Here is a 16794-nt window from a genome sequence, read left to right on the forward strand (position 1 = left end):
ATGATAGATAAAATTTTAAAAGACGATAAATTTATCGCTGTGAGCAGTGCAAATATAGGCGCGGTTTTGGACTACGTTTTGGCTCTTGGATATGGATTTGGCATCGTTGCGAGGACGGATCAGATAAAATTTGACCCGCCGCTGCCGGAGGAAATTTTAAAAAGCTTCAAAATGCCCGCGATCTTTTTGCAGCTGGAGGAATACACCCTTTCTAGCGCGCATCTTAGCAAGGATGAGCTAGTTTTCGAGGCGGGTTTCGGGCCGCAGGATTTTGCAAGCACGCTTAGCGTGCCGTTTTACGCGGTCTTGCAGATCGTCGTGGACGGCAAGCCCATCGCGGTAAATTTCTCCCAGCCCGAGTCCGAGTGGCTTAAGCGCGAAAAATCGCGTAAAATTTTCTCAAAATGAGCGATATTTTAGAAGGTCTTAATCCCGCTCAACGCGAGGCTGCGAGCCACGTGGACGGAGCGATGTTAATCTTAGCGGGTGCGGGTAGCGGCAAAACCAAAACGATCACCGCGCGCCTTGCCTACTTGCTCGCAAACGGCGTGCCTGCGGAAAATACTCTCACGCTTACGTTTACGAATAAAGCCGCCGCCGAGATGCGCTCGCGAGCGCTTAATCTGATAAGCGGGCTAAATTTAAGTAGCGTGCCGCTTTTGTGCACTTTCCATAAATTTGGACTTCTGTTTTTGAAATTTCATATTAGCGAGCTTGGGCGCAGCGCAAACTTCCAAGTGATCGATACCGACGATAAGAAAAAGATCATCAAGGGCTTTGAGATAAATTTGCCCACGTCGCTATTGTCGGCCAAAATTTCAACCTATAAAAATTCCTTGATTGATCTCAAAGATATCGACGAGCTTTTGAAGGGCGAGGACGATGAGCTAAGCAGGATGTATAGTGGATTTTACGCGCACTGCGCTAGAGCATACAAGCGCTACGAGGCGTATTTGGCGGCGAATAATCTGGTGGATTTCGACGATCTGCTAATTTTACCGTATAAAATTTTAAGCGCGAATGAGCGGCTATGCGATGAAATTTCGCGCCGTTACGCCTACATCACGGTCGATGAGTATCAGGACACCAACGACATTCAATTCAAACTGCTACAAAAGCTCTGCACCGCGCACGAAAACCTCGCGGTAGTGGGCGATGACGATCAGAGTATCTACGGTTGGCGCGGCGCGCGGATAGAAAATATTCTAAATTTTAAAGATCAGTTCTCAAACGTAAAATTTATCAAACTCGAGCAGAATTACCGCTCTACGGACGAAATTTTAAATGCCGCCAACGAGCTCATTTCGCATAACAAAAACCGCCTCGGCAAGAGCCTTACTAGCATGAACGGCGGCGGCGAAAAGATCGAAATTTTGCGTTCAGACGAAGAGAGTATCGAAGCGGCAAAGATCGCAGAAGCTATCAAAAAGCTGCTTTCAAGCGGCGTAGTGCCCTCTCAAATCGCCGTGCTTTACCGCGTAAACGCTCTTTCGCGCGCACTGGAAGAGGGGCTGAATCGCGCCAAAATCCCGTACAAAATGGTAGGCGGCGTAAAATTTTACGAGCGCGCCGAGATCAAGGATACGATCGCATATCTGCGCTTGGTAAATGACGAGCACGACGACTTTTCGATGAGGCGGATCATAAACGTGCCCAAGCGCGGCATCGGCAAGGTCTCGCTGGCAAAGCTCGAGGAGCTTTCGCGCCTGCGACTTATCAGCCTATTTGACGCTTTTAGCGAGCCGGACGCGGGGCTTAGCGCCAAGGCGGCTCAGGCTCTAGCGGAGCTTAAAAGCGGCATCGCTTCTATCTCAGCGCTAGCGGATACGATCAAAAAAATAGACGCGCTGGAGCCCGCTTTCGGGTTAAAGGCCTACTACGCCTCGCTTCCGGACGGCGCCGACCGCGTAGCGAACATCGACGAGTTTTTGGCGATGCTGAAGGACGAGGCGAGCAATAAACCCGATTTTGATCTGGCGGAATTTTTAAACGAGCTGAGCCTTCTTAGCGATCAAGACGCTATCATGGGCGATGCGATAAATATAATGAGCGTGCACGCGAGCAAAGGGCTTGAGTTTTCGCACCTTTTCGTAATCGGACTGGAGGAGGGCTTTTTCCCGCTTTTGGGCGACAGCAATGACATCGAGGAGGAGCGTAGGCTCGCATACGTAGCGATTACGCGCGCCAAACGCACTCTCACGCTTAGCTTTGCCGCTAGCCGCTTTTATCGCGGCAAGCGCGAGAGGCTCGATGCTAGCAGGTTTATAGCCGAGGCAGGTTTGGTAGCTAAAGAGCCGCCGCGCGAGCAAAGCAGCGGCTTTAGCAAGGGCGAGCTGATCAAACACAAGCTATTTGGGATCGGACAGATCACGGCGGTAAACGGCGATCGGCTCACTATAAATTTTGGTGGAATTTCGCGCGTGATAATGTCGAATTTCGTAGAAAAGATCGGCTTTTATGAATAGATTGTTTTTGGCGGACAAGCCCGCGGGCATCGGCAGTAATAAATTTTTAAGCACTCTTAAGCGCAAATACGGCGTGAAAAAGGCTGGCTTTAGCGGCACGCTCGATCCTTTCGCGAGCGGCGCGCTGATCGTCGCGTTCGGGCAATACGCGCGCTTTTTTAGATTTTTAAAAAAGGAGCCAAAAGTTTACGCCGCGACGCTGTGGCTGGGCGCACAAAGCCCAAGCGGCGATAATGAAAACATCGAGCGCGTAGAGCAAATCCCGCCGCTTTCGCGCGAGGTTTTAGACGCCGCGATGACGCAAATGCGCGGCGAGATAAAATTTATCCCGCCCGCTTTCAGCGCTAAGAAAATTGACGGCGTGCGCGCATACAAGCTCGCTCGCGCGGGCGAAGAGGTGAGCTTGAAAGAGAGCTCGATGCGGGTTTTTGATGCTGAAATTTTAAGTTATGCTCATCCCTTCGTAAGCTTTCGCGTAGCACTCAGCGAGGGCGGCTACGTGCGCTCTTTCGCGCAAATTTTAGCAGAAAAGCTAGGCGCCACGGGCACGCTAAGCGCGCTTAGACGAGAAAGCGAGGGGGCTTTTGATTTGAAAGATCCGCGCTTTGCGGACGAGGCGGCGCTAAATCCGCTCGAGTTTTTGGATCTTAAGCCGAACTTTTACGACGGCGATGCGCGCGACGTGATCTTGGGCAAGAAGCTCGCCGCAAAGGATCTGGCGAGCCACGCAGACGGCCGCTACCTGCTTATCTGCGGCGATTTTTACTCGATCATCGAGATCGACGCGGGCGAGGTGCGCTATCTTTGGAATGATGTCCCGATCGCAGGCGGCGCGTTTTAAGCCGAGGCTCCAGCCTGCGGCGGAATTTTGATCGGGCGGTTCGAGCTTGAATTTCGACGATCATAAATACGGCGCGTTTTAAATTTGCTCGTATAGCGCGCCGCCATGTGCGGTTAAATTTTATCGTGCGGAGCAGCGGGCGAGCGATCGCTCTTTCGTTGCGCACGGATCGCAAAATCGGCATCGGGCGGAGTAAATTTAAAATTTAAACATGCGGCTTCTTGGGCGGCGCTCGCTCGCAAAAGCAATAAATCCGCGGGCTAAATTTAAACGCGGCGAAGCGGCGTTTAAATTTGCTTGTGCCGCGCGATGGCGATGCGCCGCGAGATTAAAATTTGACGATTTAAAAAGCGCGTAGGTTGGAGCTTAGTGCCGCAGCAAGCGGTCTTTGCCGAATAAAATTCTAGCTTGCGTCGGTGCGTAGTATGCACCGATGGATTTGATTTTGCGGCGGGCGGCGTATCGCCAAGCTAAATTTGCGACTTAGCGCAGCGCGGTTAGAATTTTTCCGGCTTGGAATTTTAATCGCTAATATAGATTTGCGTCGCGGGTTGAAATTTAGCCGCGTGCGTTGTGGATTAAAATTTCGCGCTTTATAAAATTTACGTATTGGGCGTCGCGATCGTGGGTTAAATTTCGCGGCGCGCACTTCACGGCACGCGGTTTTGAATTTTGATCGCACTGGACGGGGCGCGCCGCAGGTTGAAATTTAATTCGCGCACGGATTGAAATTTTAATCGCACTAGATGAGCTTGCCGTGAGCCAAATTTAACGCAAGCGCACCAAAGCGCAGAAGGAGTAAAATTTTGAAAACTTATGCAAAGATCAATGTTTTTTTAAAAGTCGTCGGCACGCGCAGCGGTTACCACGAGATCGCTTCGCGCTTCGTGCTGCGCAGGGAGCTTTTTGATGAGATAAGTTTCGAGCGCGCGAGCGGCTTTGCGCTTGAATGCGGCGCCGCACAGATCGCGGATAACATAATTTTAAAAGCCAAGACGGCGCTCGAGCAGGCAGGCTTTGCACGCGAGCTTGCGGAGTTTTTCGGCTCGCACAAGATCGTGCTTAAAAAGCATATTCCGATCGGCGCGGGTCTTGGTGGCGGCAGTAGCGATGCGGCGGCGTTTTTGCGGCTTGCGAACGAGGAATTAGGCTTAAAAATTTCGCGCGAGCGGCTCATCGCGATCGCGCAAAATATCGGCGCAGACGTCGCGTTTTTTGTTAGCGGGCTTGAGGCCGCAAACGTGCGCGGTATCGGCGAGATCATCGAGCCTTTCGAGGACCTCTTGCCCGCGATCGAAATTTTAACGCCCGCGATCTTTTGCTCTACCGGCGCGGTTTATAACGAGTTTCGCGCAAGCTTTATGCAAAATATAAACGCCGCGCAGGCGCAAGAGATGTTGCGTTTAAGCAGCGAGCAGCTGCTAGCGCGATACGACGGCCCCCGGCTAAACGATCTTTTCGCGCCGTGCATAAAGCTATATCCGCAGATGAGCAAGTATCGCGATATGTTTTTAAGCGGCAGCGGCAGTAGCGTGTTTTTCTTAAAATAAGAATTCCAAGGCGCGCAGTTAAAATTTAAAAGCTAAATTTAAAGATAAAATTTAAAATTCGCTCGCCCACTTTTAAATTTAAGCAAAAACGGGCTAAGCTTAGGACCAAATTTAGAAGGAAAAAGATGAAAGAACTGAGTAAAAATCGCAAGGCATTTCACGATTTTACGATACTTGAAAGCTTTGAAGCGGGCATCGTGCTAAAGGGCAGCGAGGTCAAAGCTCTGCGCGCGGGCAGGGGCAATCTCAAAGATAGCTTTTGTCGCGTGATCCGCGGCGAGCTGTTTTTGCTAAACGCCCATATCAGCTATCTTGAAAGCACAAACGCCCATTTTCGTCCAGACGAGGGGGCGGCGCGAAAGCTTTTAATGCATCGTAAGCAGATCGATAAGCTTTTAGGCGCGGTTAGCAAAGAGGGCCTTACCATCGTAGTTTTGTCGCTGTATCTGAATGATAAAAACCGCGTAAAGGCGCGTATCGCTTTGGCAAAAGGCAAAAATCTGCACGACAAGCGCGAATCGCTAAAGCGCAAGGAAGCCGACCGCGAAGCGCAAAGCGCGATGAAGCGATACGACAAGCATTCATTTTAAATTCACAAAACTTTGGTTAAAATGCGGGCTTAAATTTAAACTCCAAGGAAATGCAATGAAGAAATTTTTACTATTATGTTTGGCGATTTTTGTTTTAAGCGGCTGCGGAGATGATTCGCAGAAAAAGACGGGCTCTGCGGGCGAGAATTCCGCCGCGAGCGAGAATCAGATGGCAAAAAATTCCGCTCAAGATAAAAATGGCGAGCGTATTGGCGGCGAGAGCGGCGAGGAGGTAGCTTTTACGCCGTTTAAAACGGGAGAGCGCCTTACGCTTAAAAGCGTCGTAGGCGGCGAGGTAACGATCGAGCGGACAGAAAAGGGCTTTAAGCTCGCGGACAGCGATAAAATTTTAATGTTTGATATTTTTGGTACATACTGTCAGCCGTGCCGCATCGAAGCGCCGCATCTGATGGACTTTCAGCTAAAAAATTCCGCGGATTTTCTAATGGTCGGCTTGATTTATTTTGAGGACATTACCGATGCGCAGGTGATCGAAAATTTTACGAAAAAGTTCAACGCATATTATTTCATCGCCAACTCCAAACAAAACGAGCGCATAGTGGGTCAAATTTTAAGCGACATCGGTTATCGTCATGCGCTTTCGATCCCTTTTAAAGTGGTGCTTAAAGACGGAAAATATCAAAGACTTACCGACATTAATGAAGGCGATGAGCGGGGCAAGCCGTATTACTTAGGTATGGTCGATACCGATGTGATAAAAAGCGATATCGCCAGGATAAAAAATGGCAACTAAAACCGGTGTGCAGATTCACACTCGCGCCAAAACAAAATCTTTCGTGCCTCGTCCGTATAAAGTAATTTTGCTAAACGACGACGTGACGACGATGGATTTCGTGGTTTATATTTTAATGGAGATTTTCGCCAAAAACTTTAACGACGCCGTAGATTTAATGATGAAAGTTCATAGGCAGGGTCGCGCGGTTTGCGGCGCGTATCCTAAAGAGATAGCCGAGTGCAAGCAACAAGCGGTTTTACAAGCGGCAAAGGCCGCAGGATTCCCTCTTAGATGTGAGATCGAAGAGGATTAAATTTAAAGGAAAGCAATGATAGGATTTTTTTTAAACAAACATTTTGAACAAGCAATCAGCGTTGCAAACGACGGCGAGGACGAATACATCACTACTTCGCACGTAGTTTATGCGATTTTTAAATACAATAAGCCCTTCCATGGGCTCATCGCCAAAGAAATTCCGGATATTAACTATCTAAATATCTTGGATAATCTGGGCGGGCTTTTGGATATGATGCCTAAATCAAGCGGTAAGGATCCGGCGCAGACGATAGAATTTAAGCAGTTCTATACTGAATTAAATAATGCCAAAGAGCCTAAAAACGAGCTTGATTTTATGCTTAAAATTTTAAATGATAAGGAAAACGACTGCACTAAAATTTTAAATCACTACGGTATCAATGCCGCGATTTTTGAGCTCATTGTGCGAAAGTACAAATCCGCTTTCGATCACCGTGATGAGGTCGTTTCTCGCGACGAAGCCGCAGCGATTAAGCTAAACTCATACGATATCGATGATATCACGCATGCGATGAATTATGACGAAAGCCGCAGGCAGTGGCAGAATACGGAATTTGAGCCTGCGTTTGAGGGCGAAAAGGACGCCATAAACGAGCGCGATATTAAAAAGGATTCGCCTAGTTCACTTTATACAGCAAACCTCAATAAAATCGCGCTTGAGGGTAAGATCGATCCACTCATCGGACGCGAAAAAGAGATCGAAAAGACGCTACAAACCCTCTGTCGCCGTAAGAAAAACAATCCTATCTTAGTGGGCGAAGCAGGAGTTGGTAAAACCGCGATCATCGAGGGTATCGCGCTAAAAATCGTCCGCGGCGAAGTGCCAGAAAAGCTAAAAAACAAGGTGATTTACGCCCTTGATGCTGGCTCGCTGATCGCAGGCACTACGTTGCGCGGGGAGTTTGAGGAGAGGCTAAAGGATCTCATAGACGAGTTTAGCGCCAATCAAAATGCGATTTTATTTATCGATGAAATTCACACGATCGTTGGCGCAGGTACGGGCAATCGCAACGAACTTGATATGTCAAACATCCTAAAACCTTCGCTTGCAAGCGGCGAGCTATCGGTCATCGGCGCTACTACATACGGCGAATACCGCTCGTTTTCGCAGGATAAAGCGCTTAGCCGCAGGTTTTGCAAGATCGATGTAAGCGAGCCTAGCATTGACGATAGCGTCGAAATTTTAAAAGGCGTAGCCAAAAAATATGAGGAATTTCACGGCGTAAAATTTAGCGACGAAATTTTGCGTGATAGCGTAACGCTTGCTAAAAAATATCAAAGCGATAAATTTCTTCCCGATAGTGCCATTGATCTCATCGACGAGGTGGGCGCGAGCTTTGCGTTTAAGCCGCACGAAGCTCCGCTTGAAATCAGTAAGGATGATTTAGTAAATACACTTTCGATTAGCGCGAATATCGCAAATTTAAGCAGTAGCGTCGATAATAAACAGGTACTAAAAAATCTGGAAGCCAATATCAAGCGTGAAATTTTCGGTCAAGATGAGGCGGTTAGCAGCCTTTGCAAGGCGCTTTTGCGCTCTTACGCCGGGCTTGGAGGCGCAAGCTCCCCAATCGGCGTATTTTTATTTGCAGGTAGCAGCGGTGTGGGCAAAAGTGAGCTAGCCAAGGTCTTAGCCGCGCAGCTTGGAGTGCATTTTGAGCGCTACGATATGAGTGAATATATGGAAGCTCACAGCGTCTCTAGGCTCATCGGAGCACCTCCTGGATACGTGGGCTTTGAAAATGGCGGAATTTTAACGAATAACATTAAAAAGCACCCCTACAGCGTCATTTTATTTGATGAGGTAGAAAAAGCTCATCCTAGCATGACGAATATTTTTTTAGGAATTTTCGATAACGCAAGTCTTACCGATAACAACGGCGTTACGACCGATTTTAAAAATACGATCATAATAATGACGTCGAATTTAGGCACGAAAGAAGCGCCGCAAGTTGGATTTACGAAGGACGAGAGCTATAAAGTAGATAGTGCCATAAAAAGCTTTTTTGCGCCAGAATTTCGCAATCGTATCGATAAAATCATAAATTTCAACCGCTTAAGCGGCGAAATTTTAGAAAAGATCGTGGATAAAACTATCGGTGAGCTGGAGTCGCAGCTAAAAAACGTAAAGATTAGCCTAAGCAAGGAAGCAAAAGATTTGATTATCTCGCGCGGCTATTCGGACGAGTTTGGAGCGCGAAATTTAAAGCGCGAGATCAGCTCTCAGATCAGCGATCATATAAGCGGCGAGCTGCTTTTTGGCGCGCTGCAAGAGGGCGGCTTAGTTAGCGTGAGCGTAAAAGATGGCGAGCTAAGCTTTAGCTTTACTTCTACGCCTTTGCCGCAGATAGAAAAAAAGCAACCCGCACTAGCTCAAAGCAGTGTCGTTAAATAATGGCTCGGTTTTACGATTTTCCAGATCCTATGGATGCGCCCGATTTTGCGCCACTTGCAAGCGGCGGCGATCTGAGCGAGGATTGCTTGCTTAGCGCTTATAGCGCAGGGATATTTCCGTGGTTTAGCGAGGATGAGCCGATTTTATGGTGGTCGCCCAATCCGCGCGCAGTGCTTGATCCGTGTGAAGTGCGTGTGCAAAAGTCCATCAAGCCCTATCTTAAGCGATATGAAGTGAAATTTGACGCGAATTTTAAGGGCTTCATCGAGCGCTGCAAAGACGTACGAAAAAAAGAGAGCGACGGCACGTGGATCAGCGAGCAGATCGTGCAGGCTTACTCGCGTTTGGCAGCAGACGGTTACGCTCACAGCGTCGAGGCGTACGAGGACGGCGAGCTTGTGGGTGGGCTATACGGACTAATTTTTGGGCGTGTGTTTTGCGGCGAGAGTATGCTGAGCCTAAAGAGCAACGCTTCGAAAGTCGCGCTGATTAGGCTTTGTGAGGTGCTTGCAAATTTCGGCTTTCTAATCGATTGTCAGATTATGAACGAGCATCTGAAATTTATGGGTGCTAAAGAGATGCCGCGAGCGGAATTCCTCGCTCTATTTGCTGAGCTTAGTGCGCAAGATAGCGGCTTTGAGCGCTTTGCAGATCTTAAAGTTCCGCGCGGAGCGCAGCATTGAGTCAAAGCTTGAGATGCAGCAGCGTAAAAAATGCGCGGAATTTAGAATTTTAAAGAAATAAGATGTGGCAAAGAGATAAAAGCTCCTCAGTCGGTATGATCATCGTGATGTTTATATTCGTGCCGGCGGCGCTTTTCGTATTTTTGGCGATTTTATATTTTTGGGGTAGCACTGAGCGCAAGCTACCGCGCCTGGATGTCAATGAAACCAACAGCGCGATCCGCGGCGCGATAATCGCAAAAGATAATTATGTCGCGGCAAATTCCGTCAAACTCTATAAAGTTAGCGTCGATGCGCGCAGCATCGATAAAAACAAGCTTGATCTTTTCGTGCGGCTATACTGCATCTACACGGGTGATAGCGAAAAGCGTGTCAAAAGCGCGATCGAGGGCTCTGGCGGCACGACCGTGCTGTCGTATAAGATCGACGCCAAAACCGCCGTGCATCTAAAAGAGCTTGCATATAAGCTAAATTTAAAAAAGGTATTCGTTAGCTTTATGGGCTCAAACGGCAGGTTAAATCCGCCTATCCGCATGAGCGTGACCGAAAGCGGCGAGAAGCGCAGCTACAATGTCGGCGATTCGCTCACTCCGTTAATCGGCTATATCAATAAAAAAGAGGTTGATGGCATTACAAAGGTTAGTGGTATCAAAGGGATCGAGAAGTACTATGAGTATTATCTAGCGCCGGTTAGAGATGAGTTTATCGTGGGCCCGCGCGATATCGGCGGCAACATCATCCTAGAGCGTAGCAGCAAAAAAACGGGCAGGATCGACGGCTACAACGTCCGTCTAAGCGTGCCACTAACGCTGCAAAGAAAGATAGAGCGCCTAAGCGATGAGGGCGCTGATAATTACGATGCGCGAGAAATCGTGGTGGGTATTATGAACTCCAAAACGGGCAAAATTTTATCCCTTGCGACCAATGCCCGCTATGACCCCTCAAACATCACGAAAAACGATCTTAAGAATTTAAATTTTACCGCGAGCGAATACGCCTACGAAGTGGGCTCGATTATGAAGCCGATAATTTTCGCAATCGCCTATGATGCCAAAGCCGTCAAACCGGGCGAGATCATTAATACCTATAACGGCAGCTATAAGCTTGGTACTCGCACGATCCGCGACACGCATCCTGCAAAGCAGATGAGCGGCGAGGAGATCATCATCCACAGCTCAAATATTGGAATGATTAAAATTTCAGAGCGGCTGGAGGGGCAGGCTATTTATGATGGGCTTATGAACTTCGGTATGTCGCAAAAAACGGGCATCGATCTGCCGTATGAGCAAAGCGGAAATATACCTAGTATCAAAAGCCTGAATAATAAAATTTACAAAGCCACGATCAGCTACGGCTATGGCGCGCAGATGACATTCCTTCAGATGCTCAATGCCTATACCGTCTTTAACAACGGCGGCGTGATGATCAGCCCGCGCCTAGTCGAAAATCTCGAAAATAATGGCAAAACCTACACCGTTAACGAAAGCGAAACCCGCCAGGTAATCTCCAAACCTACCGCTGACGTAATAAAAGGAATTTTAATCAAAACGGTTGAGAGCGGCACGGGGCGCAAAGGGCGGGTAGCGGGGCTGCAAATCGGCGGCAAGACGGGCACTGCGCGTATCGCTAAGGGGGGCGGCTATTCGAGCGCCTATAATAGCTCGTTTTTTGGCTTTGCCAACGACGCGGACACCAGCTACACGATCGGCGTTTTGGTGCGCGAGCCTAAAAGGGGCAGCTACTACGCCGCTCAAAATGCGCTGCCGATCTTTAAGCGGGCGGTAGGAATTTTGATAGAGGAGGGCTATCTAAAGCCCGCAGCCGACGCAAACGCCACGCAAAAGGTCGAGATCAAGGATGAGGCAGTTGAAATTAAAGATTAAATTTGCTAAATTTCGCGAGGTTTTTTAAAATTTTGCGGCTTGCGACGACGAAAATTCGCGAAATTTGGCGCGGCTTTTTGAAATTTTAAGACGTTTAAATTTTACGGCGCGGAATTTTGGCGCATAGAATTTATCGGCGCAAAATTTTAACGGCACGAAGATGGAATTCTATCGCGACACGGAATTTTACGTGGCGTAAAATTCCGCGTCAAGGCAAAATTTTAAATTTGCCGCGCAAGTAACGCAAGTAAAACGGCGAGCGAGCTTGCAGCTTTAAATTTTTATGACGCGCAATGCGAGCATGAAATTTAGCGGGTTTGGCTGCGGAATTTAACGATGAAATTTAACGCAAAGAAAAGAGGAAAACATGAAAGCAAATGAGGGAAAAATGAAAATAGCGATAATTGGGCTTGGCTACGTGGGGCTTCCTTTGGCTGCGGCGTTTGCCGCGAAACACGAGGTCGTGGGCTTTGACGTCTCGCAAGAGCGCATAGACGAGCTGCGCGGCGGGCACGATCGCACGCTGGAGCTTAGCGACGAGGAGCTTGCTGCGGCGATTCAAAACGGGCTTAAATTTAGCGCAAAGTTAGATGATATGAGGCAGAGCAATTTTTATATCGTATGCGTGCCGACGCCCGTAGATAGGCTAAATCGCCCCGATCTTACGCCGCTAATCAAGGCCAGCGAAAGCGTCGGAGCCGTGCTTAAAAAGGGCGACATCGTCGTGTATGAAAGCACCGTATATCCGGGCGCTACGGAGGAGGACTGTGTGCCGGTGTTGCAGCGCACGAGCGGGCTTAAATTTAACCGCGATTTTTTCTGCGGATATTCGCCCGAGCGGATCAATCCGGGCGATAAAATTCACACCGTCACTAAGATCAAAAAGATCGTCTCGGCAAGCACCGCGGAGGCTTTGGACATCGTAGATAGCGTCTATCTTAGCATACTGCAAAACGGCACCTTTCGCGCTAGCAGCATCAAGGTCGCCGAGGCCGCGAAGGTGATCGAAAACACCCAGCGCGACATCAATATCGGCTTTATCAACGAGCTTGCGATCTTGTTCGGCAAGCTCGGTATCAACACCAACGACGTTATAGACGCGGCGGCTACGAAGTGGAATTTCTTAAGCTTCCGTCCGGGTCTCGTGGGCGGACACTGCATCGGCATCGATCCGTATTATCTGGCGCAGAAGGCGACCGAGGTGGGCTATCACCCCGAAATCATCCTCTCAAGCCGCCGCATCAACGATAATATGGGAAGCTACGTCGCTACGGAGGTCGTTAAGATGATGATAAAATACGACGAAAAGGTAAAGGGCGCGAAGGTCTTGATCTTGGGGCTGACGTTTAAAGAAAACTGCCCCGACACCCGCAATACGCGCGTTGTGGATATGATAAACGAGCTTAAAAATTTCGGCTGCGAGGTAAGCGTCTATGATCCTTGGGCGAGCGCCGCCGACGCCAAGAGATATTACGACATTGATCTGCTGCAAAAGCCCGACTTGCGCAAATTTGACTGCGTCGTAATCGCCGTGGCGCATAAGCAATTTTTCGAGCTTGATTACGCAGGCTCGCTGGTTTACGACGTAAAAAACGTCTATAAAGGCGCGCAAGGAAAGCTCTGAAATTTAGCTTGGGGGTTAAATTTAGACTTTATTAATGTAGTTTGCTTTCTAAGTTTGAAGCTCAAACACGATACTAAGCTACAAAAATAGATAAAATTTTTTGGTATAAGTGAAAGTTAATCCTCATCGTTATATAATCGCGGCACTTTCGGGGGAATAAAACGAGTTGTTGTCGCTTTAGGTTTTGCTTAAAAGCTAGAGCTATTTACAGGCTAGTGTTTTAAGGCTGAAGGATCAAATTTGAAGACCTTTTTGAAGACCTTGCTTAAAATCATAAAAAACATCTTTAAAGGTATATTTTATATAGTTGTTTTTATAGGTCTTTTTGCCTTGGCGCTCAAAGTTCAGACCGGCAGATTTAAATCAACCTCCCATCACTATACCGTCACTGCAAATACCAAAGTAGATCCTAACTCCGAGCTAGCTAAATATGTAACGCAAAAGGAGATAAACGCAGTTGGCTATAGATATTGGGATATAGACGAAGAGGAGGTTAGAGATAATCCCACGATGGAACTTTTGCGCAGGAGCTTAAAATCAAAAGATACGGATAAAATTTTAAAATTTATGCAGGATAATAATATAAGCGTAGATACCCCTCTTCATTTCGGCGTTACCCCTTTGATGTATGCTAGCTTTTACAATGACGAAAAAACCGCAAAAAAGCTGATAGAGATGGGTGCCGATCCTCATAAGAAAGATAATTACGAGCTATCTCCTATGGCATACGCTATGGAAAATAACGCCACTAAGTCGGTCAGGCTTTTGCTAGATAGCGGAGTTAAGTTTGACGAAGTAGAGATCGTGCAGGAAACCTACGGCATTATGGATGTCGAAAACTGGATAGATTCTATAAGCTTTGACGAAAACGCTACGCCGATCATACATTACCGTACCAAAGAGGTTCTTTTTAGCGGCGGAGGCGAGCCATATTATTTTATCACCCACCTAGTTAGAAACAATATGTACGATATAATGAAAATGGTGCTAGAGAGCGGTTATAGACCGTATACCTACTCCACTTTCAATATGGGAGAGGTCTATGTTTCAAATAAACTAGAGGAGATATCCGGCTATAAAAATATAAAAAATACTAACAAGGAGTATGGGGTAGAGGAGTTTAGGCTTTATATGTCGGTATATGGCGATCTGCTGGACGTACCCGAGCCCGGCGCTATGATAGATCTACTTTTGCAATACGATATCGGCGGAATCCCAAGCGATGAATTTTTAAAAAGAATGTATGATGATAGGTGTTATAAGGAATATAGGTATGATGTAGAAAGCGAATATTATAAGAAAGCAACCAAAGCTAGGTTTCAGCTTGCTTTTTTGCAAAAACATTGTTCCGACAAGAACGCTACCTTTAAAAATATTAAAGAGTATATACTATTTGCGGTAGAGCGGAAAAAAGTTCGCGTGATAGAATTTACGGCAGATGAAAGAAATATCAAAAACCCCAACTTTCATATATCTAAAGAGGAAGTCGAGAGGCTAACTAACGACTATAAAGAATATAAAAGAAATTTATTTAGTAAGGAAGCGGAGGATCAAAAGCAGTAAGCGGCTACGCAACTCGCTGCGAAATAATTAAATTTTAAGGCTCTTTCTGATTGCTCAAAAATGAAATTTTGCCGATTTTATCGGCATTGTATTAGGCTTGCAAACTCCGCAAAAAGTTTAAAAGGCTCGAATAGAAAAGTTAAATTTAATTCCTAAATTTACAGCGCCTGCGCGAGTATAAATTTCGCAAAATTCTCGCAGGAGTTCGGGCATTTGCACACTTCGTAGTATTCATAACCCAGCTCGCGCGCCTGGGCCCTATAAAAAATATCCAGCTCAAAATCGGTTTCGGAGTTATCCACGCAAAACGCGATCGGGAATATCAGCGCTTTTTTGCTCTGCAAATCTCGCAAAACGTCCGCGATATTGGGCTCTAGCCACTTCACGGGGCCCAGGCGCGATTGATACGCCAAGATAATCTCTTTAAATTTAATCCCGCGCGCAGCCAGCAGATCTTTTAAAATTTTTACGTGCGCCTCTACCTGCGCCTCGTAGGGATCGCCCGCGGCGACCATTTTTACCGGCAGCGAATGTGCGGAAAATATGAGTGAAATTTGCGAAATTTCATCCGCGCTAAATTTTGCGACGCACTCCGCGATCAAATTTAATAAAATTTCGTTGTAAGCGGCGCTGTCGTAGAAAATATCAACTATCTTATAATTTTTTATCCCGAGCCGTTTAAGTGCCGCTTCGGCAGAACACAGGCTCGATTGCACCGTAGTTTTCGAGAAGTGCGGATACAAAGGCATCAAAATTATCTCGTCAAAATCCGCGTATTTTTTAAGCACGTCCTCCGCAAATGGCGGCGTGTAATTCATCGCATAATCGCAAATTAGCTCATCTATCGGTTTTTCATCCTTCGGCGCCTCGTTTTGCAGCGCCTCGTTTTGCGTCGGGACGTCTTGCATCGGCTTGCTCTGCAATGAAATGTCTTGCAGCGGCTCATTCGCGGCGCTTGCATCCGCTGCATTTTCAAATTTTAACCCCGCTCCGAATTTTGCTCGCGCTAGTTCATTTACTCGCTCGCAAAGCGCTTCGGTGATGGAGCATATCGGCGAGCGTCCGCCCAGTTTTTCGTAGTTGCTACGCGCCGCCGCCGCTCTACTTCTTACGATGAGTGCGGCTAAAACGCTGCGCCAAAAATCGCTCTTAATGCCCAAAATAAAGGGGTCGTTAAACATATTTTTTAAAAAAACTTCAACCTCGCTCAGATTGTTCGGACCGCCCATATTCAGCAGGATTAGGGCTTTTTTCATGAGATGATTTCTCTGATTTTTATCGCATCCTCTACGCTTGCAAGACCTGCATTAGTACTGCTGTCGCACATCTCGCAAAACGCTTCGTGTTCGCGGCGTAGCGAAAAATCGTCGCGATCGACGCGCAGATTTACACGCCCGTCAGGCGTAATTTTAAAAAGAGTTATTGAGATTAGATCGCCGAAATACACGCCGCTGTCGGTGCAAATTTCGATACCGTGGCGCCTGATCGGATAGAGATTGGACTGCATTAGCGTGCAATAGCAGCCGCTTTTTGTGTGAAGTGTCGCGCATGCGGCTAGAGTGCGCTCTTTAGAGATATTTTTGCTAAGTTCTATGCAGGCGATCTCGCTGTGAGAAAGCAGCCTCACAAGATCGATATCTCTAAAAAGGGCATTGGCTACGATATCTGCTCTATCATCGTTTGCAAAACCGCTTACAAAGCTCATCGAAAAAATTTTATCCCCCTTGGCTAGTTCGCGTAGCAAGGATACGATGACAGGATTGTAGCGGTCGGAGTAGCCTACGGCTAGGCGCGTGCCGTTAGTGGTGACTGCGTAATTTATCTCTCTGGCTTCGGCTAGGCTTTGTGCGAGCGGAGATTCTACAAAGATATTTTTGGTAAACGGCAGGCATTTTAAAATCAGCTCTTTATGCGATGGCGGGGGGGCTGTGATGACTACGGCGTCGGGCTTAGTGACGTTAAAAAGATCGGTTAGATTATCAAAGATCGGATAGCGCGGGCCGAAATTTTCACTGCTGCCCTTATGATAAAGCGCTACAAGCTCGAAATAATCGCTCCTTCTTAGCTCGCTGAAGTGCTTTTGACCAAGCTCGTCCATACCTATGATCGCTATCTTTTTTTTCATCGCCATGCCCTAAATTTAATCTTT

At 47.4% G+C, this 16794-nt stretch carries 14 protein-coding genes; 12 read left to right on the forward strand and 2 right to left on the reverse strand.

Translation table 11 applies throughout. The features are described 5' to 3' along the window. From Q0369_RS07545 to Q0369_RS07600, 12 genes are all read left to right on the forward strand, one after another. The gene (locus Q0369_RS07545; protein ID WP_298098153.1) at positions 1 to 408 is read left to right on the forward strand and encodes a hypothetical protein; all 408 of its coding nucleotides are present in this window, start codon (positions 1 to 3) and stop codon (positions 406 to 408) included. After that, positions 405 to 2465, forward strand: coding sequence for an ATP-dependent helicase (locus Q0369_RS07550; protein ID WP_298098157.1), 2061 nt, complete (start codon positions 405 to 407; stop codon positions 2463 to 2465). The genes Q0369_RS07545 and Q0369_RS07550 overlap by 4 nt, the downstream gene beginning before the upstream one ends. Beyond that, complete coding sequence (truB, locus tag Q0369_RS07555) at positions 2458 to 3306, forward strand: tRNA pseudouridine(55) synthase TruB (RefSeq protein WP_298098160.1); 849 nt, start codon at positions 2458 to 2460, stop codon at positions 3304 to 3306. Before Q0369_RS07550 ends, truB begins: the two co-directional genes overlap by 8 nt. Before the next feature lie 806 nt (positions 3307 to 4112). After that, positions 4113 to 4856, forward strand: coding sequence for a 4-(cytidine 5'-diphospho)-2-C-methyl-D-erythritol kinase (locus tag Q0369_RS07560; protein ID WP_298098163.1), 744 nt, complete (start codon positions 4113 to 4115; stop codon positions 4854 to 4856). 125 nt (positions 4857 to 4981) lie between these two features. Then, positions 4982 to 5446: an SsrA-binding protein SmpB gene (gene smpB / locus Q0369_RS07565; RefSeq protein WP_005871759.1), complete on the forward strand. Its 465-nt coding sequence runs from the start codon at positions 4982 to 4984 to the stop codon at positions 5444 to 5446. Between the two features lie 55 nt (positions 5447 to 5501). Continuing rightward, the gene (locus Q0369_RS07570; RefSeq protein WP_298098166.1) at positions 5502 to 6200 is read left to right on the forward strand and encodes a TlpA family protein disulfide reductase; all 699 of its coding nucleotides are present in this window, start codon (positions 5502 to 5504) and stop codon (positions 6198 to 6200) included. After that, the gene (locus Q0369_RS07575; RefSeq protein WP_297895840.1) at positions 6190 to 6495 is read left to right on the forward strand and encodes an ATP-dependent Clp protease adaptor ClpS; all 306 of its coding nucleotides are present in this window, start codon (positions 6190 to 6192) and stop codon (positions 6493 to 6495) included. Before Q0369_RS07570 ends, Q0369_RS07575 begins: the two co-directional genes overlap by 11 nt. A 15-nt stretch (positions 6496 to 6510) precedes the next feature. Next, entirely contained in the window at positions 6511 to 8892 is a 2382-nt protein-coding gene (locus Q0369_RS07580) for an AAA family ATPase (RefSeq protein ID WP_298098169.1), read from the forward strand. Further along, positions 8892 to 9575 (forward strand): leucyl/phenylalanyl-tRNA--protein transferase, encoded by a 684-nt coding sequence (gene aat / locus Q0369_RS07585; RefSeq protein ID WP_298098173.1) that lies wholly within the window; start codon positions 8892 to 8894, stop codon positions 9573 to 9575. The genes Q0369_RS07580 and aat overlap by 1 nt, the downstream gene beginning before the upstream one ends. Before the next feature lie 62 nt (positions 9576 to 9637). Continuing rightward, a complete protein-coding gene (locus Q0369_RS07590; RefSeq protein ID WP_297895846.1) occupies positions 9638 to 11458 on the forward strand; it encodes a penicillin-binding protein 2 in 1821 nt (606 codons plus the stop codon). 388 nt (positions 11459 to 11846) lie between these two features. Continuing rightward, on the forward strand, positions 11847 to 13082 hold the full coding sequence (locus Q0369_RS07595; protein WP_298098180.1) for a nucleotide sugar dehydrogenase: 1236 nt from the start codon (positions 11847 to 11849) through the stop codon (positions 13080 to 13082). A 240-nt stretch (positions 13083 to 13322) separates the two neighbouring features. Beyond that, entirely contained in the window at positions 13323 to 14645 is a 1323-nt protein-coding gene (locus Q0369_RS07600; protein ID WP_298098183.1) for an ankyrin repeat domain-containing protein, read from the forward strand. Between the two features lie 158 nt (positions 14646 to 14803). Here Q0369_RS07600 and hemH read toward each other — a convergent pair whose 3' ends face one another. Next, the gene (gene hemH / locus Q0369_RS07605) at positions 14804 to 15901 is read right to left on the reverse strand and encodes a ferrochelatase (protein ID WP_298098186.1); all 1098 of its coding nucleotides are present in this window, start codon (positions 15899 to 15901) and stop codon (positions 14804 to 14806) included. After that, positions 15898 to 16770 (reverse strand): Gfo/Idh/MocA family oxidoreductase, encoded by an 873-nt coding sequence (locus Q0369_RS07610; RefSeq protein ID WP_298098189.1) that lies wholly within the window; start codon positions 16768 to 16770, stop codon positions 15898 to 15900. The genes hemH and Q0369_RS07610 overlap by 4 nt, the downstream gene beginning before the upstream one ends. Positions 16771 to 16794 lie beyond the last annotated feature (24 nt).

The sequence above is a fragment of the uncultured Campylobacter sp. genome (assembly GCF_938030685.1).
GTDB lineage: Bacteria > Campylobacterota > Campylobacteria > Campylobacterales > Campylobacteraceae > Campylobacter_B.

Bases quoted from the DNA above. Each gene is read 5' to 3' on its own strand.
- Q0369_RS07570 (WP_298098166.1), top strand. From the start codon at position 5,502: ATGAAGAAATTTTTACTATTATGTTTGGCGATTTTTGTTTTAAGCGGC.
- smpB (WP_005871759.1), top strand. From the start codon at position 4,982: ATGAAAGAACTGAGTAAAAATCGCAAGGCATTTCACGATTTTACGATA.
- aat (WP_298098173.1), top strand. From the start codon at position 8,892: ATGGCTCGGTTTTACGATTTTCCAGATCCTATGGATGCGCCCGATTTT.
- Q0369_RS07590 (WP_297895846.1), top strand. From the start codon at position 9,638: ATGTGGCAAAGAGATAAAAGCTCCTCAGTCGGTATGATCATCGTGATG.
- truB (WP_298098160.1), top strand. From the start codon at position 2,458: ATGAATAGATTGTTTTTGGCGGACAAGCCCGCGGGCATCGGCAGTAAT.
- hemH (WP_298098186.1), bottom strand. From the start codon at position 15,901: ATGAAAAAAGCCCTAATCCTGCTGAATATGGGCGGTCCGAACAATCTG.
- Q0369_RS07575 (WP_297895840.1), top strand. From the start codon at position 6,190: ATGGCAACTAAAACCGGTGTGCAGATTCACACTCGCGCCAAAACAAAA.
- Q0369_RS07610 (WP_298098189.1), bottom strand. From the start codon at position 16,770: ATGAAAAAAAAGATAGCGATCATAGGTATGGACGAGCTTGGTCAAAAG.
- Q0369_RS07580 (WP_298098169.1), top strand. From the start codon at position 6,511: ATGATAGGATTTTTTTTAAACAAACATTTTGAACAAGCAATCAGCGTT.
- Q0369_RS07545 (WP_298098153.1), top strand. From the start codon at position 1: ATGATAGATAAAATTTTAAAAGACGATAAATTTATCGCTGTGAGCAGT.
- Q0369_RS07595 (WP_298098180.1), top strand. From the start codon at position 11,847: ATGAAAATAGCGATAATTGGGCTTGGCTACGTGGGGCTTCCTTTGGCT.
- Q0369_RS07550 (WP_298098157.1), top strand. From the start codon at position 405: ATGAGCGATATTTTAGAAGGTCTTAATCCCGCTCAACGCGAGGCTGCG.